A 19,429-nucleotide genomic window follows, 5' to 3' on the forward strand; every position below is an offset into this window, starting at 1 on the left:
AGCAAAACTCTGTTCGCCTCTTCGTCACAATACGCTGTACCTGTGATGGTCGGCCGGAGCCGACCCCCTGTTTGCGCGGTGCAATCACCGCGCGCTCTACGCCGTATTGTTATTATTTGCGCTTTTTGCGGTTGGCAATGTGAATGGCGTGGCCATTCGCCGCCAGGGCCGCTTCTTTCACCGCCTCGGACAGAGTCGGGTGACCGAAAATGGTCATGCCGATATCCTCGGCAGATGAGCCAAACTCCATGGCAATGGCAACCTGCTGCACCAAGTCGGCAGCAGAGGGGCCCACAATGTGCGCACCCAGCACGCGGTCTGTGTCCGCGTGTGCCAGAATCTTCACCATACCTGCTGTTTCGTTAGCAGCCATGGCGCGACCACTGGCGGCAAAGGGGAAAAGTCCTACGTTGTAGGGCTCGCCCTCGGCCTTCAGTTGTTCTTCCGTCTTACCGACCGCGGCGACTTCCGGGTGGGTATAGATCACGTTCGGGATAATGTCGTAGTTAACGATGCTCTTCTGGCCGGCGATGCGCTCGGCAACCACCACGCCTTCTTCACTGCCTTTGTGTGCCAGCATCGGGCCGCGCACCACGTCGCCGATGGCCCAGACGCCAGGGGCAGACGTGGAGCACAGGTCGTTTACGTAAATAAAACCGCGCTCGTCCAGGTTCACGCCGGAATCTGCTGCCAGCAGGTTCTGGGTGAAAGGACGACGGCCCACGCACACGATCAGCTTGTCGAACACTTCTTTCTGCTCTTTGCCATCGGCATCGGTGTAGGTCACGGTAACGGACTTTTTCTTGCCTTTGCCTGTGACTTCGGAGCCGGTCACGCGGCAGTTCAGGCGGATGTCCAGACCCTGCTTTTCCAGAATCTTTTTGGCTTCTTTGGCAATCTGCTGATCCATCATGGCCAGGAAGTTAGGCATGGCTTCCAGCAGCACCACTTTGGAGCCAACCCGGTTCCACACAGAACCCAGCTCCAGGCCGATAACGCCGGCACCGATCACACCCAGGCGCTCGGGTACCGCATCAATTTCCAGTGCGCCGGTTGAATCCAGAATGACGTCGTTGTCCACGGGGGCAACAGGAATGTTCACGGGAATAGAGCCTGACGCCAGGATTACGTTGTCCGCAGACAGGGTTTCCACTTTGCCGTCGTGGCCGGTTACTTCCACTACACGGTTGGCCAGCAGCTTGCCGGTGCCGTAGTAGGATTTCACGCCATTGGCCTGGAACAGGGCAGCGATACCGCCGGTGAGCTTCTTCACGATGTCGGCCTTGCGGGCGATCATGGAAGGCACGTCAATTTTCACGTCTTTGGTGCTGATACCGTGAATGCCCAGATCTTCCTTGGCTTCATGGTACTTGTAAGAGCTGTCCAGCAGGGCTTTGGAGGGGATACAGCCCACGTTCAGACAGGTACCGCCATTCACGCCCTTACCGTCGGCGTTTTTCCACTTTTCAATACAGGTGGTTTTCAGACCCAGCTGCGCGGCGCGGATTGCGGCCACGTAACCGGCGGGGCCGGAACCAATCACGATAACATCAAATTTTTCAGACATGTTGTGTCCTCAATTCTGAAAAAGTTTAGGGGAGCACCGCTCCCCGAGAAATCAGGCTAAAGGGCTAAATCAGATTTCCAGCAGAATGCGTGCCGGGTCTTCGATCATGTCCTTAATGGCAACCAGGAATTGTACGGCATCTTTACCATCAATCAGGCGATGATCGTATGACAGTGCCAGATACATCATGGGGCGTATTTCCACCTTGCCGTTCACGGCCATGGGGCGCTCCTGAATCTTGTGCATACCCAGAATCGCGGTTTGCGGCGGGTTCAGGATAGGCGTGGACATGAGCGAGCCGAACACACCACCGTTAGTGATGGTGAAGGTGCCACCCATCATATCATCCATACCCAGCTTGCCGTCACGGGCGCGCAGGCCGAAGTCGCGGATGGTGTTTTCGACATCTGCCAGGCTCATGTTTTCGGAGTTGCGCAGCACGGGCACTACCAGACCCTTGTCGGTGGACACAGCCACGCCGATGTCCTGGTAGCCGTGGTAGACCACGTCGTTGCCGTCGATGGAGGCGTTAACGGCGGGGAAGCGACGCAGGGCTTCGGCCGCGGCCTTCACGAAAAAGCCCATGAAGCCCAGACGGGTGCCGTTGTGGGACTTTTCGAACTGGTCTTTGTATTTCTTACGCAGTTCCATCACCGGGCCCATGTCCACTTCGTTGAATGTGGTGAGCATGGCGGTGGACTGGCTGGCTTCCAGCAGGCGCTCGGCAATGCGTGCACGCATGCGCGACATGGGCACACGCTTCTCGGTGCGATCGCCGGCGGGCAGTTCGATGCCACCGGTGCTGGCCGCGGCGGCTTTAGCGGGCGCTGCGGCAGCCGCAGGAGCAGGTGCGCCACCTTTCAGGTGATCGATTACGTCACCTTTGGTGACCCGGCCACCCTTGCCTGAACCGGCCACGGCGTCGGTGCTGACGTTGTTTTCGTCGGCCATTTTGCGCGCAGACGGGTTAACCAGTTTGTCGTTGCCGGCGGCGGGTGCTGCGGCAGCGGCAGGTGCTTCAGCCGCGGGTGCGGAGGCTGCGGGCGCAGCACCTTCTTCCAGACGGGCAATCAGCTCGTTGGAAAGAATGGTTTCGCCTTCGTCCTTCAGGATTTCAGCCAGTACGCCGTCGGCGGGCGCCACCACTTCCAGAACCACTTTGTCGGTTTCGATATCAACAATCAGTTCATCGCGACTTACAGCTTCGCCGGCTTTTTTGTGCCAGGTAGCGATGGTGCCATCGGGCACAGATTCAGGGAACTGGGGTGCTTTGATTTCGATGCTCATTGTTTGTATTCCTTAGCCTTAGCCAATTCGGTTGACCGTTACTTAACGGTCAGTGCGTCGTCGATGAATTTGTTTTGTTCTTCCAGGTGCAGGGACATGTAGCCTGCCGCCGGTGCTGCCGAAGCCTCACGGCCGGCAAAATTCAGGTAAGCCTTGGGAGACAGATCTGAAATTACGCGGCGCATGTGGTGCTGGCTGGAGTACCAGGCACCCTGGTTCATGGGCTCTTCCTGACACCAAACGAAGTCAGTGAGCTTGCTGTAGGGCTTGAGTGCTGCCAGCAATTCTTCCTCGGGGAAGGGGTAGAGCTGTTCCAGGCGGACCAGTGCCACATCGTCCTGGCCACGCTCCATGCGCGCTTCCAGCAGGTGGTAATAAACCTTGCCCGAGCACAGCACCACGCGCTTGATCTTTTTGGGGTTGACGGTGGTGTCGGCCAGCACATTGTGGAAGTGGCCGTTGGCCAGTTCTTCCAATGTGGAGGTGGCCAACTTGTGGCGCAGAATCCATTTGGGGCTCATCACCACCAGCGGGCGACGCATGGGGCGAATGGCCTGGCGGCGCAGCATGTGGAAAACCTGCGCGGGTGTGGTGGGAATGCAGACCTGGATATTGTGCTCGGCGCACAACTGCATGAAGCGCTCCAGACGCGCGGAGGAGTGCTCCGGGCCCTGGCCTTCATAGCCGTGTGGCAACAGCATGGTCAGGCCGCACAAACGGCCCCACTTGTGTTCACCCGAGGTAATGAACTGGTCGATCACTACCTGCGCACCGTTGGCAAAGTCACCAAACTGGGCTTCCCAGATCACCAGTGCGTTGGGCGTGGTGGTGGCGTAGCCGTACTCGAAGGCCAGTACCGCTTCTTCGGATAACAGCGAATCGTAAATATCGAAGGGCGGTTGATCGTCCTTCATATTTTGCAGCGGCACATAACGCGCTGCATCTTTCTGGCTGTGAATCACGGCGTGGCGGTGCGAGAAGGTACCGCGCCCTACGTCCTGACCGGTTAACCGCACGCGATAACCATCGTCCAGAATGGTGGCGTAGGCCAGTGTTTCTGCCATGCCCCAATTAATGGGCAGGGCGCCACCCGCCATTTTGATACGGTCTTCGTAGATCTTGGATACCTGACGCTGCACCACGATGCCGTTCGGCACTTCGCACATTTTCTGTGCCAGTTGCTGCAGTTTTTTCATGGGCACGCGGGTGTCGCCTGCGGCGGTCCAGTCGTGGCCGATGTAAGGCGTCCAGTCCACAAACATGCTCTTGTCCGGCTCGCTCACCAGGCCGGAAGCCACGTGCTCGCCGCGATCGAGCGCTGCACGGTAGTTGTCGGCCATGGCCTGTGCTTCTTCCGCGGTCAACACCTTTTCGTTCACCAAGCGCTCGGCATAAATAGTGCGCGTGGTTTTGTGCGAACGGATTTTTTTGTACATCAAGGGTTGCGTGGCCGACGGCTCGTCGGTTTCGTTGTGACCACGGCGGCGGTAGCACACCAGGTCAATTACCACGTCTTTCTTGAATTCGTAGCGATAATCCATGGCCAATAAGGTCACGAACATGACCGCATCCGGGTCGTCACCGTTGACGTGGAATACCGGGGCCTCGATCATTTTGGCTACATCGGTACAGTATTCGGTTGAACGGGCGTCTTCACGGAAACTGGTGGTAAAGCCCACCTGGTTGTTCAGCACCAGGTGAATGGTACCGCCAGTTTTGTAGGCGCGGGTTTGTGACATCTGAAAGGTTTCTGTCACCACACCCTGACCGGCAAAAGCCGCGTCGCCGTGAATCACGATGGGTACCACGCGATCGCCGGTCGGATCGGAACGGCGATCCTGACGGGCACGCACGGAGCCTTCCACCACGGGAGAAACAATTTCCAGGTGCGATGGGTTAAACGCCATCGCCAAATGGATTTCGCCGCCGGGGGTCATGATGTTGGAGGAAAAGCCCTGGTGGTATTTCACGTCACCGGAGGTGGTGACCAGTTTTTTGCCTTCGAACTCGGAAAAAAGGTCGGACGGGTTCTTGCCGAACACGTTAACCAGGGTGTTCAGGCGGCCGCGGTGGGCCATGCCCAATACGATCTCTTTGGCACCGTGCGCACCGGCACTTTTAATCAGGCCGTCCAGCATGGGAATCATGGCTTCGCCGCCTTCCAGACCGAAGCGCTTGGTGCCCGGATATTTGGAATCCAGATGGCGCTCAAGGCCCTCGGCGGCGGTCAGGCGCTCAAGAATGTTGAGTTTGATTTCGTTGCTGAAGCCGGCATTAGAGCGTGAGCTTTCCAGCCGCTGCTGCAGCCACTGCTTCTCGGCGAAATTGGTGATGTGCATGATCTCCGGGCCGATATTGCCGCAGTAGGTCTTTTCCAGCACATCGATGATTTCGCGCAGGGGCGCTTCTTCTTTGCCCATGAACAAATTGCCGGTCTGGAATACGGTATCCAGGTCGGCGGGAGTCAGGCCGTGGAAGCTCAGGTCGAGGTCGGGCACCTGCTCGCGTTTCATCAGACCCAACGGGTCGAGTGTGGCTTTCTGGTGGCCGCGGAACCGGTATGAACTGATCAGCTGAACCACTTTTACCTGCTTGCGCTCGTGCTCCACGTTGGCGCCGCCAGAACCGGGGGCAGCAATGGGGCGGGCACGGTTTTTACCCAGCAATTCAAAGTGTTCGCGAATAACGGAGTGGGGCGTGTCCTGAACGTGCACACCATCCACGCGGGGCAGCTGCTCGAAATAGCGCCGCCATTCCTCTGACACGGCCTTGGGGTCGTGTAAATAGGTATCGTACAGATCTTCTACATAGGCGGTGTTCCCATCGGAAATATGGGAAGACTTCCTGAGCAGCTCCAACATGCTTTCTTGCATTTTACCCACCTGGTCGATGGGGCATCGTCTAGCTGTGAGGGCTGTGAATGCATCCAATGGCGAACATTGCGCGTACACATTCCCGGACCGGCGCACCGGTCAAGCGGTTACCCGTTGAAAGCGATGGCGATCCAAAGCTCTCACAGTAGATCGGGCCGAGCCCGACATACCCCTGCTACTTACTAGCAAATACTAGTCATTAACTGGGCGTTCTCTTTTGAAGAAACGCCGTCCTGTTCCTGCGCGAACGCAGATGAAAAATCAGTAGGGCGCCAGCCGCCGGCGGTAATCCTGCGGTCTGGTGCCTGGGTTCCGCACCTTTTCAGACCAATCCGGTACTCTTTGGTTCCGGGAATGGTGGCAGTATCGCTTGTATTTTCTTATGACTAACCCCCAACACGGGTTGGGGGTTAGTGCGCTACTACACTCTGGGCTTATCGCCCCGGGCTTATACCGCCCGTTGTAACAACATATTGCGAATGTGGCCAATGGCGCGCGTGGGGTTCAGACCCTTCGGGCAAACCGCCACACAGTTTTGGATGCCATGGCAGCGGAATACGCTGAAGGGATCATCCAGTTTGGCCAGACGTTCTTCGGTGGCGTTGTCGCGGCTGTCCGCCAGAAAGCGGTAGGCTTGTAACAAACCGGCCGGGCCGATGAACTTGTCGGGATTCCACCAGAAGGACGGGCAGCTGGTAGAGCAACAGGCGCACAGAATACACTCGTACAGCCCGTCCAGCTTTTCGCGGTCTTCCGGGGTCTGCAGCCGCTCGATGGCGGGCGCAGGGGTGCTGTTCTGCAAGTAGGGCTGGACCTTTTTGTACTGATCATAGAACTGGGTCATGTCGATCACCAGATCGCGGATCACCGGCAGGCCGGGCAGCGGGCGCAGAACCAATTTGTTATTTACAACACACTCGGACAAAGGCTTGATGCAGGCCAGGCCGTTCTTGCCGTTGATGTTCATGCCATCGGAACCGCACACGCCTTCACGGCAGGAGCGACGATAAGCCAGGCTGGGGTCCTGGGCTTTGATCAGCTCCAGCACGTCCAGCACCATCAGGTCTTTGCCCTGAGTATCCACCTCATAGGTTTGCATATGAGGGGCTTTGTCGGACTCAGGGTTGTAGCGATAAATTTCAACTTTCAACATATCTGTAGCTCCCCGAATCAGTAAGTACGCGCTTTGGGTTCGAACGCTTCCACCGTTTTCGGTGTGAAGTTAACCGCACGCTTGCCCACCGACTTGTCGGTTGGGAAATAAAGGGAGTGACACAGCCAGTTCTGGTCGTCGCGCTCCTGGAAATCTTCGCGCGCGTGAGCACCGCGGGATTCCTTGCGCTCTTCGGCCACAATGGCAGTGGCTTCCGCAACTTCCAGCAGGTTCTGCAGTTCCAGCGCTTCGATACGGGCGGTATTGAAGGCGTTGGACTTGTCTGCCAGCGTGACGTTTTCAATGCGCGGGCGCAATTCAGCCAGCTTCTTGATGCCATCCTGCATGAACTCGCCTTTGCGGAATACACCAAAGTGATTCTGCATGATGCTCTGCAGTTCTTTACGCAGGGCTGGGGCCGACTCGCCACCGGTCGAGGTGTTGATTTTGTTCAGGCGCGCCATGGCCGCTTCGATATCGGACTCGCTGGCTTCGCGATGTTCGACACCTTCACGCAGGGCTTTTTCAATGAACAGGCCGGATGCGCGGCCGAATACCACCAGGTCGAGCAGCGAGTTACCGCCCAGACGGTTGGCACCGTGTACGGATACGCAGGCAACTTCACCACAGGCGTAGAAACCGTCAATCACCGAATCGGTGCCGTCTTTGTGGGTCAGGGCCTGACCGTGCACGTTAGTGGGGATACCGCCCATCATGTAGTGACAGGTGGGCACAACCGGCACGGGTTCTTTCACCGGGTCAGCATGGGCGAAGGTACGCGACAGCTCACAGATACCCGGCAGGCGGCTTTCCAGCACTTCCTCGCCCAGGTGATCGAGCTTCAGGAACACGTGATCGCCGTCCGGGCCGCAGCCGTTGCCGGCCAGAATTTCCAGCACCATGGAGCGGGCCACGACGTCGCGCGAGGCCAGGTCTTTGGCATTGGGTGCGTAACGCTCCATGAAGCGCTCGCCGTGCTTGTTGATCAGGTAACCACCTTCACCGCGACAACCTTCGGTCACCAGTACACCGGCACCGGCAATACCGGTGGGGTGGAACTGCCACATCTCGATGTCCTGTACCGGGAAGCCGGCGCGCAGCGCCATGCCGATACCGTCGCCGGTGTTGATGTGGGCGTTGGTGGTGGAGGCGTATATACGGCCTGCACCGCCAGTGGCAAATACGGTGGCGCGCGACTTCACGTACACCACTTCACCGTCTTCAATATTGATGGCGATGACGCCAACCACAGCGCCGTCCTGGTTTTTCACGATATCGACCGCGAACCACTCGTTCAGGAATACGGTGTTGTTCTTGACGTTGTTCTGGTAAAGGGTGTGCAGCAGGGCGTGACCGGTTCGGTCAGCGGCCGCACAGGTACGCGCAGCCTGGCCGCCCTTACCGAAATCTTTGGATTGACCACCGAATGGACGCTGGTAGATGCGGCCTTCTTCGGTACGCGAGAAGGGCAGGCCCATGTGTTCCAGTTCGAACACGGCTTCGGGGCCCACGGAACACATGTATTCGATCGCGTCCTGATCACCGATATAGTCGGAGCCTTTGACGGTGTCGTACATGTGCCAACGCCAATCGTCCTGCGGGTCTGCAGAGGCAATGGCACAGGTGATACCACCCTGGGCTGACACAGTGTGCGAGCGGGTGGGGAATACTTTGGTGATAACGGCGGTTTTATAGCCGGACTGAGCCAGCTGCAGCGCCGCGCGCATGCCTGCGCCGCCGCCACCGATTACGATGCCGTCAAAAGAAATAGTGCGCATGTTAGCCATGAATCAATGCCCCCAGAGAATTTCAATGGCCCAGACTGTGTAAGTCAGGGTGACCGCTCCCAGTACCACCTGTGCAAACAGGCGCAGCACAGTGGCCTTGGCACCCATGAGGCGGTCTGTCAGGTAGTCGGTCAGTACGGCCCACAGGCCGATCCAGGCGTGCGCGGCGAGAGAAATGATTGTCGCCAGTGTAAATACGCGCATCCATAGCGTGTCGAACAACGCGCGCCATACGTCAAAGGACAGATCCGGCGTTGTCATTACAAAGCCTGTAATAAAGACGGTATATGCAGCCATGACAATGGCGCTGACACGCTGGATCAACCAGTCGTACAGGCCGCTGCGGCCAAAACTCGTTACGGCAGTTACCATATCCAAACCCCCAGAGCAGCAATGATGATGAAGGCAATGGCAATAACCAGCTTGGCACCGGCCTGGCCGCCTTCAAGACTTTCACCTACACCCGTATCCATGATCAGATGACGGATGCCCGCAACCATGTGATACGCCAGCGCGGCCAAAGTGGCCCACAAAATCAGCTTACACAGCGGATTCTGGAAGTGTTCCTTAAGCTCGGTAAAGCTGGCTTCGGAAGACAGGCTGGCTTCTAGCATCCACAGCAGAATGGCGACGCCGGCAAACAGCGCAACACCAGAAATGCGGTGCAATATAGAAACATAAGCGGTAATAGGAAGTTTGATTGTGGAGATGTCGAGGTTAACAGGTCTGTTTTTGTTCACTTGTGTCACACCTTGTTGCCCGGAATCCGGGCCGTTCGAGGCGCCGCATAAACGGCGTAAATTCCTCTAGCATAGGTAGCAAATGGCGGAATCACCAGCTACCCCCCCTGCAAGACGCGCGAAATTATAAGGAGGCGCCCACTAAAATACAAACACCTTGCGGTACTTATGTCCTTGAATTTCGGGAAAACGGACATTTCTTGCGTACAACTGGAGGCGTTTGTCATTTGGTCGTTTGAAACCTGTCCGGCTTGGTTGATTTATGCTCAATCGGCTGGCGTGCACTAGACTAAAGTCGCGGCGGGCAGTGGGCTCACAAGCGCCTATAATCCTGATATTCATTTGACAAAAACAAACTTAACTTTATAGTTGTGCGCGCTCTAAGGACCGCCCGAGCCAGTCAGCCCGAGGCCATTAGTGCTATAAAAGAGGGTTTGCAAGCCCCGGAAGAAGAGACGATTACAACTTGCAGAAATAGGAGTCCCAAGATGGCTGAGAAGAAAGCGCAACTGGCAATAGAGGGGCGTGACCCCATAGATTTGCCCATATACTCCGGTTCAACCGGCCCTGACGTTATCGACGTCAGCAGTCTGACAGCCAATGGATACTTCACGTATGACCCGGGCTTCATGTCCACTGCGTCATGTGAGTCCAAGCTGACCTATATCGACGGTGCCAATGGCGTACTGTTGCACGGCGGCTACCCCATCGAACAGTTGGCAGAAAAGTCCGATTACCTGGAAACCTGTTACCTGTTGCTCAACGGCGAGTTGCCTAATAAAGAGCAGAAAGAAAAGTTTGTCAGCACCATTATGAACCACACCATGGTGCATGAGTCTCTGACCAATTTCTTCCGCGGCTTCCGTTACGATGCGCACCCCATGTCGGTTATGGTGGGTGTTGTTGGTGCTCTGGCTTCTTTCTACCACGACTCTCTCGACATTAACGATGCAGAGCATCGCCAGATTTCTGCGCATCGCCTGATTGCTAAAATGCCTACCCTGGCGGCCATGTGCTACAAGCATCACATCGGTCAGCCGTTCATGTACCCGGACAACAGCCTGAATTATTCAGAAAACTTCCTGCACATGATGTTCGGCACGCCGTGTGACGATCCGAAAGTGAACCCGGTTCTGGCCCGCGCGATGGATAAAATCTTCCTGCTGCACGCGGATCACGAGCAAAATGCGTCTACCTCTACCGTGCGTCTGGCGGGCTCTTCGGGTGCCAACCCGTTTGCGTGTATCGCCGCCGGTATTGCGACTTTGTGGGGCCCGGCGCACGGCGGTGCCAACGAAGCCGTACTGGATATGCTGGAAGAAATCGGCTCTGTCGACAACATCGACAAGTACATTGCCAAAGCCAAAGACAAGAGCGATCCGTTCCGTCTGATGGGCTTCGGTCACCGCGTTTACAAAAACTTTGACCCCCGCGCCAAAGTGATGAAAGAAACCTGCGATGAAGTGCTGGCTGAGCTGGGTCTGGAAAATGATCCGCTCTTGGCCATCGCCAAGCGCCTGGAAAAAATTGCGCTGGAAGATGAATACTTCATCGAGAAGAAACTCTACCCGAATGTGGATTTCTACTCCGGTATCATCATGAAGGCCATCGGCATTCCCACCGAAATGTTCACCGTGATTTTCGCCACTGGTCGCACCGTGGGCTGGATTGCACACTGGAACGAAATGATCTCCAATCCGTACAAGATTGGTCGTCCTCGCCAGCTCTATACCGGCCCGGTCAAGCGCGATTTTGTCGCCGTCGACAAGCGCTGATACAGGCACCAGAAAAAAACCCCGCTTAGCGGGGTTTTTTTCTATCTGCGCACCGGTTTTTTAAGTGGCGGTCAGCACTGGCTGGTTCGTCTTCGTAACATGCCCGATGTGGGCTAATCTAAGTGCAAACAGGCGGAAGGGTTGCCTGTTGTGGAGGAATTCATGGGTAAAATGCAAATGCCGGATGCGGCCAACGCGCTCAAAGGCCGGCCGGAATCGATGGAAATAACCGGTATTCATTTCGTCAATGGTGTGAGTATCGTCGGGCCTTTTCCCGCAGGCCTGGAAACGGCCATTTTCGGTCTGGGGTGTTTCTGGGGTGCAGAGCGGCGTTTCTGGCAGCAGCCTGGAGTCTATTCCACGGCGGTGGGCTATGCCGGCGGTTATACCCCTAATCCCACCTACGAAGAAGTGTGTTCCGGCGATACGGGCCATGCCGAAGTGGTATTGGTGGTATTCGACCCCACAATCACAAGCTACGAGGCCTTGCTGAAAGTATTCTGGGAAGTACATGATCCTACCCAAGGTATGCGCCAGGGTGGTGATCTGGGGACGCAATACCGGTCGGTGATCTACACGCTGAACGACGCCCAAGCCGCGTTGGCGCAAGCCACGTTTGAGCGTTTTCAGGCCGGGCTGCGGGAAGCGGGACTGGGCGAGATCACCACGGAAATCGCGCCGGCCCCCACGTTCTACTATGCCGAGGAGTACCACCAGCAATACCTGGCGAAAAACCCGGCGGGCTACTGCGGTTTGGGTGGCACTGGTGTGTGCCTGATGCCTTAGCGCTCTGTGGCGACCAGTGCCGACTGGTTTTCCGGTGTCAGGTAACTGCACCAATCGCTCCAGCTGCCCGGATACAGATCGGTGTCCGCTCCGGTCAGCGCCGCACTGAAAATGTTCACGCAGGCGGTAACACCGGAGCCGCAGTAAACCACGGCGGGATCGCCGCTCAGGTCGATGCCCGCCGCTCGCCAGCGTTCGGCTTGCGCGTCGGGTGCAAGAAAAAAGCCCTGTTCGTCGGTGGCGCTCTGCCAGGGCAGGTTGCGCGCGCCGGGAATGTGCCCGGCCACCGGATCGATAGGTTCTTGTTCGCCCCGGTAGCGCGATGGTTCGCGCGAGTCCACAAGGCAGGGCCGTTGGTTCAGGAGTTGCTCGCGGGTCTGGATGCCGGCAAAGCACTCCGCCAGTCGGATATTGCCGGTGACTGTCGTCGGGGGCTCGCCCTGTTCAAAGGGAAAATCACCGTTCCGCCAGGCATTGAATCCACCGTCTAACAGGCGCACGTTGGTAATCCCGGCACGGGTCAGCATCCACCACAACCGGCACGCATAGGCACCGCGGCTGCTGTCGTAGAGCACGAACTGGCTGTCTGTTTGCGCCCCCAGGGCGCGCAGCCTGTGTTCAAACGCGCGGATGCCCGGTAACGGGTGGCGACCGCCATGTTTCGTTACCGGCGCCGATAGATCCTGATTCAGGTCCAGATAGTGTGCGCCCGGAATATGCCCGCTGAGGTAAGTCTCGCGCCCCGCAGTGGGGTTGGCCAGGTCGAAGCGGCAATCGATGATGCGTGTCGACGGCGTTTGAAGGGACAAGTGAAGTTCGGCAGCAGAAATCAGCATGGTGTCGGCTCGGTTGGGCGTCAGCGCAGGTCCTCGGGCGTTATGCCGCGCAATTCAAAGGCAAAGGCCAGTATATGCGCCACCGCAAGATACAGATTTTCCGGAATTTCTTCATCCAGCTCCAGTTGCATTAACAAGGCAACCAGGCCGGCATTGTCGCACAAGGGGATATCGTGGGTGTGCGCGAGTTCGACGATCTCGCGGGCTAATGCGTGTTCGCCCTTGGCCACCAGACGGGGTGCGCTTTTGCCGTCGTACAGCAGGGCGACGGCCTGTTGGATGGCAACCAGTTCCTGTTCGGCGTCCGTCATGCGTGGGTATCCAGCAGTGGGCTGCTTGTGTGCGAGGGGCCTGCGGGCATGCGGCCGGCCAGACAACGGATCTGGCCGACCTGAATGCCATCGTCCTGCATCGCACGGGCGAGCTGCCCGAGGCGTTGATTGATGTGGGATTCCAGTGTCGGCTGGTCGGTCCACAGCGTGCAGTTCAGTTGCTTGCCGTCGGAGCGCAATCGAACATCCAGCGCGCCTTGTTGCGGAATGTCGATAGTCAGACTGAAGCTCCATTCAGCGATCCGTTCGGGTTTGCGGCGTCGGTTGCCTGCCGGGGCGTCATCCTCGGGGCGGCGCCAGTGTTTTTCAATGGTCAGTAACAGCGGCAGGGTGTGCGGGTCTGATTTGATCGGGAGTTCCAGTTGCAGGCGTAGATTGTCCGCACCATCCACTTGGGTTTGGCCCAGTAGCTGCAATTGCTGACGGGTGATGTTGGCCAGCCAGCTCTGGATTTGGGCTTTCAGTTGTGGAAGTTGTTTTGGTTCGGGTGTTATCTCCGTGGGTAACTGCAGCAGATTCAGCAGTTTCTGCAGCAGGTCGCTGCCGGGCGCTTTGCTGGTCAGCGCCAGCAGGCTCCAGAGCAGGAGCTTGGTATCGGCGAAGGGCGCGGCGCCGGTGGGCGTTGTATCCGGTGCGTCCAGCGCGCGGCGCAGATTGGCTTCTGCAAACAAACCGCTTTGCTGAATCGCGGCCTTGACCTGGGCTGCATTGACCGGGATGGAAACCTGCGTGTGGGCCAGGGCGCGCGCCAGTGGTGGATTCTGGCTGATGGTTGACGAATGAGTTAAGGATTGTGCGCTGATCCCTGCGGGTTTTGCCAGACTGATGGCGGCGCGCAGAAGCTGGCTGATTGCCAGCTGTTTTGTTTGTGGCGTATTCAGTGCTGTCTGGCTTTTGTTTGCCAGCAGGCGGTCGATCAATGTGTTCAGCGCTTTGGGTGGTATTTGCTGAGGCGTGCCCGGTGTTGGTCCGGGTGGCGAGGCTGCCGGCGCAGGCACTTCAGCCCGTGGTGTTGGTGCGGGTTGGGGTTCTGCAGTCTGCGGTATCAGCCCCCGTGGAGTGACCTGCAGCTGCAGTTGACTGCCGGGCGTGTGCGGCCTGTCGGTGAGCAACCAGCGCGCCTGGCTCGCAATCAGCAACCGTGTGAGATGCGGTTCGGCGCCTGAGCCTGTAGCGGGCGGCTGAGTCGCGGGTCCGGTGGCGACAGTCGCTGTTCCCGTCGCGTTCATCAGGGTGCTCAGGGTCCTTTGTTGCGTGCCGGTGAGCAATTGATGGAGGTAATTTTTTTGCAGCGGCGTCAGCGGCTGGCTGCTGATCACCTCGGCATTGATCAGCGGCCAGGACGGGGTGCCGGCAGACGGGGCCCCCGGGGGCAGGAGTGGATTGATCGGGCTGCTGTTCATGCCTACAGCATAGCGCCTGTTCACTAATGGGTGAATGTACGGCCTGCGGTGGTTATAATCCGGCTCCCATTGACCATTTCGCAGCCGGGCTGCGTTTCAAGGACCTCCATTGCAAGCACCGCTGCTCTCCCTTGTCAATTTCAGTTGCGAGCGCGATAACCGTTGCCTGTTTGAAGGCCTGAATGCCCGTTTTAACGAGGGTGAAATCTGGCACATTGAGGGTCCCAACGGGGTGGGCAAAACATCCTTGTTGCGGCAAATCACCGGCATCAGCCGCAGCTTCGGTGGCGAGTTGCGCTGGCGCGGGGAACCCGTATCGCGGGCGCGTTTCGAGCTGGCCAGTGATTTACTCTACATTGGCCACTTGCCGGGTATCAAAGCCAGCCTGAGCGCGCGTGAAAACCTCGCCGCATACTGCCCCGGCGTGCCCGACACTGTGCTCGATCAGGCGTTGGCCGGGGTGGGCTTGTTCGGGTTTGAAGATGCGCCCTGCTATCGACTGTCGGCGGGCCAGATGCGTAAAGTCGCACTGGCCCGACTGTCTTTATCCAAACAGACCCTGTGGGTACTGGATGAACCGTTTACTGCGCTCGACGTAAAAGCGGTAGCTGCGTTGGAGCAACGCTTTGTCGGGCATGCCGCGGCGGGCGGCTGCGTGATCATGACCACCCACCAGGCTTGTCAGATCGACGGACTGAAAACCCTGCGGCTCGGTGACTACCAGCCCGGGAGGTCCGCATGACGGAGAGCCTGGGAACCGCGCTTGGGCGCCAATTCAGCCGCGAGCTGAAGCAATCGGTGCGGGCCTCGTCCGAATGGGCTAATCCCGTGATCTTTTTTGTCATGGTCATTACTATGGTGCCCATCGGCATCAGTCCGGATGCAAAACTGCTGGCGGTGCTGGCGCCGGGTATGATCTGGGTGGTGGCCTTGTTGGCCACGTTGCTCTCGTTGGACGGATTATTCCGCACCGATCGCGATGACGGCAGTCTGGAGCAATTACTGATCAGCCCGCATCCGCTGCCACTGCTGGTGATGACAAAGGTGATGGTGCACTGGCTGGTAACCGGCCTGCCGCTGACACTGCTGTCGCCGGTGCTGGGCATGATGCTGTCGTTGCCGGCCGAGGGCTATGTGCCGTTGGTCTTATCGTTGTTGATCGGAACCGGCAGTCTGAGTTTTATTGGCGCGATCGGTGCGGCACTGACCGTCAGTTTGCGGCGGGGTGGTCTGTTGATTGCGCTGATCATTATGCCGTTTTACGTGCCGGTGTTGATATTTGGTGCTAACGGGGTCAGCCGTGCCATTGAAGGCTTTGCCCACAGCGGGCAACTGGCGGTGCTGGGTGCGTTTCTGGCCCTGAGTGTGGCGCTGGCGCCGTTCGCCATTGCCGCCGGGCTGCGGATCTCTGCGGACAGTTAAGTGAATCTGTAAGCAAACAGTTGAATTGCAGTAATACAAGAGGAATACACGTGGGTTGGCAATGGTTTCATCGATTGGGATCGCCGCGCTGGTTTTATGAAAAAACCGGCGTCTGGTTGCCCTATCTGGCAGTGGTGACTGCGTTGTTAATGCTGACGGGGTTGGTGTGGGGCCTGGGTTTTGCGCCCATGGATTACAAGCAGGGCAACAGTTTTCGCATTATTTATATCCATGTACCTGTGTCATTTCTGGCACTGGCTGGTTATTACATCATGGCCATTGCCGGTGCCGTGGGATTGATCTGGAAAATGAAGCTGGCCGATATGGTGATGAAATCGGCAGCGCCCATTGGTGCGGCGCTTACGTTTCTTGCGCTGATTTCCGGTGCCATCTGGGGCAAGCCCACCTGGGGCACCTATTGGGTCTGGGATGCGCGCATTACCTCCATGCTGGTGTTGTTTTTTCTGTATGTGGGGGTGATTGCCTTGCAAGCGTCCTTTACCAACCAGCAGGCTGCCGCCAAGGCCAGTGCGGTGTTGAGTCTGGTGGGTATGATCAATATTCCGATCATCTACAAATCGGTGGACTGGTGGTACACCTTGCATCAACCGGCCACCATTAAATTTACCGAAGCACCCAGCATGCACCCGGATATGTTTTATCCGCTGCTGGTGATGATCGTGGGCATGTACTGTTTCTACGCGCTGGCGTTGATTTTGTTTACCCGGGCAGAAATCGTGCAGCGTGAAAAACAGACCCAGTGGGTGAAGGCGTTGGGAGGTGCCGGATGAAATTTCAGTTCGATTCCTTCGAGGCCTTCATGGCCATGGGCAACCACGGGCCCTTTGTCTGGTCGGTGGTCGCCATTACCCTGGTGACCTGGGGCCTGTTAATCTGGTGGCCCCTGCGCAGTCATAAACAGGCGCTGGCCGAACAGCGCCGTTTGGCGCGGATAGAGCAAGCAAGAATTCAGCAGGCCGCAGAGCAGGAGTAGTTATGGCAATGCATCCGGTGCGCAAACAGCGTTTGATCATGGTGTTGTTTGTGGTGATTTTTTCCAGCCTGGCGATCAGCCTGGTGGTGTATTCCCTGCGTGAAAACATCAACCTGTTTTATCCGCCCGAAAAACTGGTCAACGGCGAAGCGCCCATAGACAGAACCATCCGCGCGGGCGGCTGTGTTGTACCGGGTACCGTGGCACGCGATCCCGAGAGTCTGAAAGTGTCGTTCGCGATTTCCGACGGCATTGCCGACGTGACTGTGACCTATCAGGGCATTTTGCCGGATTTGTTTGCAGAGGGTGAAGCGGTGGTGGTGAATGGTCAGCTGCACGGTGACGGCAGTTTTGAGGCGCGTGAAGTGCTGGCCAAACACGACGAGAACTACACGCCACCGGAAGTGGCCGAAACCATGAAGAAAAACGCCGAAGCCCAGGGCATTGAACATCAGAAAGCCTGCGGGGTAATGAATTATGGTGCCTGAGTTAGGTCATTTCGCGCTGATCCTCGCATTCGGTTTGTCGTTGCTGTTGGCAACGGTGCCGTTGATCGGCAGCTTCAATCAGCAGCGGTTACTGATGGCCACGGCGCCCTCGATGGCCACCGGCATGTTTGTGTTTGTGGCGCTGGCGTTCGTGTGTCTGAGCTACAGCTTTGCCACCGATGATTTTTCCGTGGCGTATGTGGCCAATAACTCCAACAGCCTGCTGCCCTGGTATTACAAGCTCAGCGCCGTGTGGGGTGGGCATGAAGGCTCGCTGTTGTTGTGGGTATTGATCCTGACCCTTTGGACGTTTGCGGTTGCCGTTAAATCCCATCATATGCCCATCGAAATGCGCGCGCGCGTGCTGGCAGTAATGGGCATGGTGGCGGTGGGTTTTATCAGTTTCACCTTGCTGACCACCTCCAATCCCTTTGATCGGCTGTTGCCTTCAGTGCCCTCAGAAGGTAGTGACCTGAATCCCCTGTTGCAGGACTTTGGTCTGATCATCCACCCGCCCATGTTGTACATGGGTTACGTGGGTTTCTCGGTGAGTTTTGCGTTTGCAATCGCCACGCTGATTTCCGGTAAATTGGATTCCGCCTGGGCGCGTTGGTCGCGGCCCTGGACCAATCTGGCCTGGGCCTTTCTCACCATCGGTATCGCACTGGGTTCCTGGTGGGCCTATTACGAACTCGGTTGGGGCGGTTGGTGGTTCTGGGACCCGGTGGAGAATGCGTCCTTTATGCCGTGGCTTGCCGGCACTGCGCTAATGCACTCACTGGCGGTGACAGAAAAACGCGGCGTGTTCAAAAGCTGGACACTGTTGCTGGCGATTTTCACTTTCTCGCTCAGTTTGCTGGGGACCTTTCTGGTGCGTTCCGGCGTGCTCACGTCGGTGCATGCGTTTGCCACCGATCCCGAACGCGGGTTGTTTATTCTCGCCTTCCTGTTAGTGGTGATTGGCGGTTCACTCACGCTTTATGCACTGCGGGCGCCGGCGGTTAAAAGTGCCACCAGCTTCGTAGGTATTTCGCGCGAATGGTTTTTACTGGCGAATAACATATTGCTGGTGGTGGTGCTGGCGACTGTGTTGCTGGGCACGCTGTATCCGCTGATAGCCGATGCCCTGGGCTGGGGCAAAATTTCCGTGGGCCCGCCTTACTTCAATAAATTTTTCATCCCGCTGATGGGGGTGTTGTGTATTCTGTTGGCGGTGGGGCCGCTCACGAATTACAAACGCAGCTCGGAAAAAGAACTGTTCCAGTGGTTGCGCTGGCCCTTCGTAGCGGCTGTTGTGCTGGGCGCCCTGGTGCCCTGGTTGTATGAAACGCCCTATGTCTGGCAAGCCAGTATTGCCGTATTCATTGCCAGCTGGATGGTGTTGGCCGCCGCGCGCGATCTGCGCAATAAAACCCGGCACAGTGCAACCCTGTGGGCGGGACTGAAAAAATTGTCCGTCAGTTACTTCGCCATGCATCTGGCCCATTTGGGCATGGCGGTCACGCTGATCGGTGTGGCTTTCGTGTCGCTCTATGCGGAAGAACGCGATGTGCGCATGTCGGCCGGTAAGTCTTTGGATATTGAAGGTTACCATTTCGAGCTCACCGAAATCCGCCAGGTGCGCGGCCCGAACTACCTGGCCGACGAGGCGGTGATTCTGGTCTCCAAAGGCGATGATCTGATCGCCGAAATGCGGCCCCAAAAACGCAAATACCTGAGTGGCGGCAACCTGATGACCGAAGCTGCTATCGATGCCGGTTTGTTCCGCGATTTGTATGTGGCCATGGGCGAACCGCTGGGCGATGGTGATTGGGCCATGCGGGTGCATTTCAAACCCTTTGTTCGCTGGATATGGTTGGGCGCGATATTCATGACGTTGGCGGGCATTGCCACGCTGTGGGATAAACGCTACCGCCTGCGCGTGGCGCAGAGTCGGCGTGAAGCCGGCACAGCAGTGCCCGGGCAAACACAAGGAGCCTGACCAGA

At 57.5% G+C, this 19,429-nt stretch carries 18 protein-coding genes; 8 read left to right on the forward strand and 10 right to left on the reverse strand.

Translation table 11 applies throughout. The features are described from left to right. Positions 1-112: 112 nt before the first annotated feature. The 7 genes from lpdA to sdhC all read right to left on the reverse strand — a co-directional run bounded on the left by lpdA (position 113) and on the right by sdhC (position 9,407). On the reverse strand, positions 113-1,567 hold the full coding sequence (gene lpdA / locus M5M_RS00170) for a dihydrolipoyl dehydrogenase (protein ID WP_015045446.1): 1,455 nt from the start codon (positions 1,565-1,567) through the stop codon (positions 113-115). Positions 1,568-1,636: 69 nt separating this feature from the next. Further along, entirely contained in the window at positions 1,637-2,854 is a 1,218-nt protein-coding gene (gene odhB, locus M5M_RS00175) for a 2-oxoglutarate dehydrogenase complex dihydrolipoyllysine-residue succinyltransferase (protein ID WP_015045447.1), read from the reverse strand. 38 nt (positions 2,855-2,892) lie between these two features. Further along, positions 2,893-5,727 (reverse strand): 2-oxoglutarate dehydrogenase E1 component, encoded by a 2,835-nt coding sequence (locus M5M_RS00180; RefSeq protein ID WP_015045448.1) that lies wholly within the window; start codon positions 5,725-5,727, stop codon positions 2,893-2,895. A 448-nt stretch (positions 5,728-6,175) separates the two neighbouring features. Next, complete coding sequence (locus M5M_RS00185; RefSeq protein WP_015045449.1) at positions 6,176-6,880, reverse strand: succinate dehydrogenase iron-sulfur subunit; 705 nt, start codon at positions 6,878-6,880, stop codon at positions 6,176-6,178. Between the two features lie 17 nt (positions 6,881-6,897). After that, the gene (gene sdhA, locus M5M_RS00190; protein WP_015045450.1) at positions 6,898-8,667 is read right to left on the reverse strand and encodes a succinate dehydrogenase flavoprotein subunit; all 1,770 of its coding nucleotides are present in this window, start codon (positions 8,665-8,667) and stop codon (positions 6,898-6,900) included. Between the two features lie 3 nt (positions 8,668-8,670). Then, positions 8,671-9,039 (reverse strand): succinate dehydrogenase, hydrophobic membrane anchor protein, encoded by a 369-nt coding sequence (sdhD, locus tag M5M_RS00195; protein WP_015045451.1) that lies wholly within the window; start codon positions 9,037-9,039, stop codon positions 8,671-8,673. Continuing rightward, positions 9,033-9,407 carry a succinate dehydrogenase, cytochrome b556 subunit gene (gene sdhC, locus M5M_RS00200; protein WP_015045452.1) on the reverse strand — a complete coding sequence of 125 codons (375 nt, stop codon included), beginning with the start codon at positions 9,405-9,407 and terminating at the stop codon, positions 9,033-9,035. The genes sdhD and sdhC overlap by 7 nt, the downstream gene beginning before the upstream one ends. 488 nt (positions 9,408-9,895) lie before the next feature. Between sdhC and gltA the strand changes: the two genes are divergently transcribed. Both gltA and msrA read left to right on the forward strand, forming a co-directional pair. Further along, positions 9,896-11,182, forward strand: coding sequence for a citrate synthase (gltA, locus tag M5M_RS00205; protein ID WP_015045453.1), 1,287 nt, complete (start codon positions 9,896-9,898; stop codon positions 11,180-11,182). A 162-nt stretch (positions 11,183-11,344) separates the two neighbouring features. Beyond that, positions 11,345-11,968, forward strand: coding sequence for a peptide-methionine (S)-S-oxide reductase MsrA (msrA, locus tag M5M_RS00210; RefSeq protein WP_016389124.1), 624 nt, complete (start codon positions 11,345-11,347; stop codon positions 11,966-11,968). Here msrA and M5M_RS00215 read toward each other — a convergent pair. From M5M_RS00215 to fliK, 3 genes are read right to left on the reverse strand one after another with little or no spacing between them, the layout of a single operon-like run. Next, a complete protein-coding gene (locus tag M5M_RS00215; protein WP_015045455.1) occupies positions 11,965-12,804 on the reverse strand; it encodes a sulfurtransferase in 840 nt (279 codons plus the stop codon). The genes msrA and M5M_RS00215 overlap by 4 nt on opposite strands. A gap of 20 nt (positions 12,805-12,824) precedes the next feature. Continuing rightward, on the reverse strand, positions 12,825-13,115 hold the full coding sequence (locus tag M5M_RS00220) for an EscU/YscU/HrcU family type III secretion system export apparatus switch protein (RefSeq protein ID WP_015045456.1): 291 nt from the start codon (positions 13,113-13,115) through the stop codon (positions 12,825-12,827). Next, the gene (fliK, locus tag M5M_RS00225; RefSeq protein ID WP_015045457.1) at positions 13,112-14,539 is read right to left on the reverse strand and encodes a flagellar hook-length control protein FliK; all 1,428 of its coding nucleotides are present in this window, start codon (positions 14,537-14,539) and stop codon (positions 13,112-13,114) included. Before fliK ends, M5M_RS00220 begins: the two co-directional genes overlap by 4 nt. A gap of 109 nt (positions 14,540-14,648) precedes the next feature. Between fliK and ccmA the strand changes: the two genes are divergently transcribed. Genes ccmA through M5M_RS00255 form a run of 6 tightly spaced genes read left to right on the forward strand, consistent with a single transcriptional unit; the run spans position 14,649 to position 19,424 of the window. After that, complete coding sequence (gene ccmA / locus M5M_RS00230; RefSeq protein ID WP_015045458.1) at positions 14,649-15,281, forward strand: cytochrome c biogenesis heme-transporting ATPase CcmA; 633 nt, start codon at positions 14,649-14,651, stop codon at positions 15,279-15,281. Beyond that, on the forward strand, positions 15,278-15,961 hold the full coding sequence (gene ccmB / locus M5M_RS00235) for a heme exporter protein CcmB (protein WP_015045459.1): 684 nt from the start codon (positions 15,278-15,280) through the stop codon (positions 15,959-15,961). The genes ccmA and ccmB overlap by 4 nt, the downstream gene beginning before the upstream one ends. Before the next feature lie 50 nt (positions 15,962-16,011). Continuing rightward, a complete protein-coding gene (locus tag M5M_RS00240) occupies positions 16,012-16,752 on the forward strand; it encodes a heme ABC transporter permease (RefSeq protein WP_015045460.1) in 741 nt (246 codons plus the stop codon). Further along, the gene (ccmD, locus tag M5M_RS00245; protein WP_015045461.1) at positions 16,749-16,955 is read left to right on the forward strand and encodes a heme exporter protein CcmD; all 207 of its coding nucleotides are present in this window, start codon (positions 16,749-16,751) and stop codon (positions 16,953-16,955) included. Before M5M_RS00240 ends, ccmD begins: the two co-directional genes overlap by 4 nt. Before the next feature lie 8 nt (positions 16,956-16,963). Further along, positions 16,964-17,443, forward strand: a complete 480-nt coding sequence (gene ccmE / locus M5M_RS00250) for a cytochrome c maturation protein CcmE (RefSeq protein ID WP_024330536.1) — start codon at positions 16,964-16,966, stop codon at positions 17,441-17,443. Next, positions 17,433-19,424 carry a heme lyase CcmF/NrfE family subunit gene (locus M5M_RS00255; RefSeq protein ID WP_015045463.1) on the forward strand — a complete coding sequence of 664 codons (1,992 nt, stop codon included), beginning with the start codon at positions 17,433-17,435 and terminating at the stop codon, positions 19,422-19,424. The genes ccmE and M5M_RS00255 overlap by 11 nt, the downstream gene beginning before the upstream one ends. The last annotated feature ends 5 nt before the right edge of the window (positions 19,425-19,429 follow it).

The organism is Simiduia agarivorans SA1 = DSM 21679 (genome assembly GCF_000305785.2).
Classification (GTDB): Bacteria; Pseudomonadota; Gammaproteobacteria; order Pseudomonadales; family Cellvibrionaceae; genus Simiduia; species Simiduia agarivorans.

Bases quoted from the DNA above. Each gene is read 5' to 3' on its own strand.
- lpdA (WP_015045446.1), bottom strand. From the start codon at position 1,567: ATGTCTGAAAAATTTGATGTTATCGTGATTGGTTCCGGCCCCGCCGGT.
- odhB (WP_015045447.1), bottom strand. From the start codon at position 2,854: ATGAGCATCGAAATCAAAGCACCCCAGTTCCCTGAATCTGTGCCCGAT.
- M5M_RS00180 (WP_015045448.1), bottom strand. From the start codon at position 5,727: ATGCAAGAAAGCATGTTGGAGCTGCTCAGGAAGTCTTCCCATATTTCC.
- M5M_RS00185 (WP_015045449.1), bottom strand. From the start codon at position 6,880: ATGTTGAAAGTTGAAATTTATCGCTACAACCCTGAGTCCGACAAAGCC.
- sdhA (WP_015045450.1), bottom strand. From the start codon at position 8,667: ATGGCTAACATGCGCACTATTTCTTTTGACGGCATCGTAATCGGTGGC.
- sdhD (WP_015045451.1), bottom strand. From the start codon at position 9,039: ATGGTAACTGCCGTAACGAGTTTTGGCCGCAGCGGCCTGTACGACTGG.
- gltA (WP_015045453.1), top strand. From the start codon at position 9,896: ATGGCTGAGAAGAAAGCGCAACTGGCAATAGAGGGGCGTGACCCCATA.
- msrA (WP_016389124.1), top strand. From the start codon at position 11,345: ATGGGTAAAATGCAAATGCCGGATGCGGCCAACGCGCTCAAAGGCCGG.
- M5M_RS00215 (WP_015045455.1), bottom strand. From the start codon at position 12,804: ATGCTGATTTCTGCTGCCGAACTTCACTTGTCCCTTCAAACGCCGTCG.
- M5M_RS00220 (WP_015045456.1), bottom strand. From the start codon at position 13,115: ATGACGGACGCCGAACAGGAACTGGTTGCCATCCAACAGGCCGTCGCC.
- fliK (WP_015045457.1), bottom strand. From the start codon at position 14,539: ATGAACAGCAGCCCGATCAATCCACTCCTGCCCCCGGGGGCCCCGTCT.
- ccmB (WP_015045459.1), top strand. From the start codon at position 15,278: ATGACGGAGAGCCTGGGAACCGCGCTTGGGCGCCAATTCAGCCGCGAG.
- ccmD (WP_015045461.1), top strand. From the start codon at position 16,749: ATGAAATTTCAGTTCGATTCCTTCGAGGCCTTCATGGCCATGGGCAAC.
- ccmE (WP_024330536.1), top strand. From the start codon at position 16,964: ATGCATCCGGTGCGCAAACAGCGTTTGATCATGGTGTTGTTTGTGGTG.
- M5M_RS00255 (WP_015045463.1), top strand. From the start codon at position 17,433: ATGGTGCCTGAGTTAGGTCATTTCGCGCTGATCCTCGCATTCGGTTTG.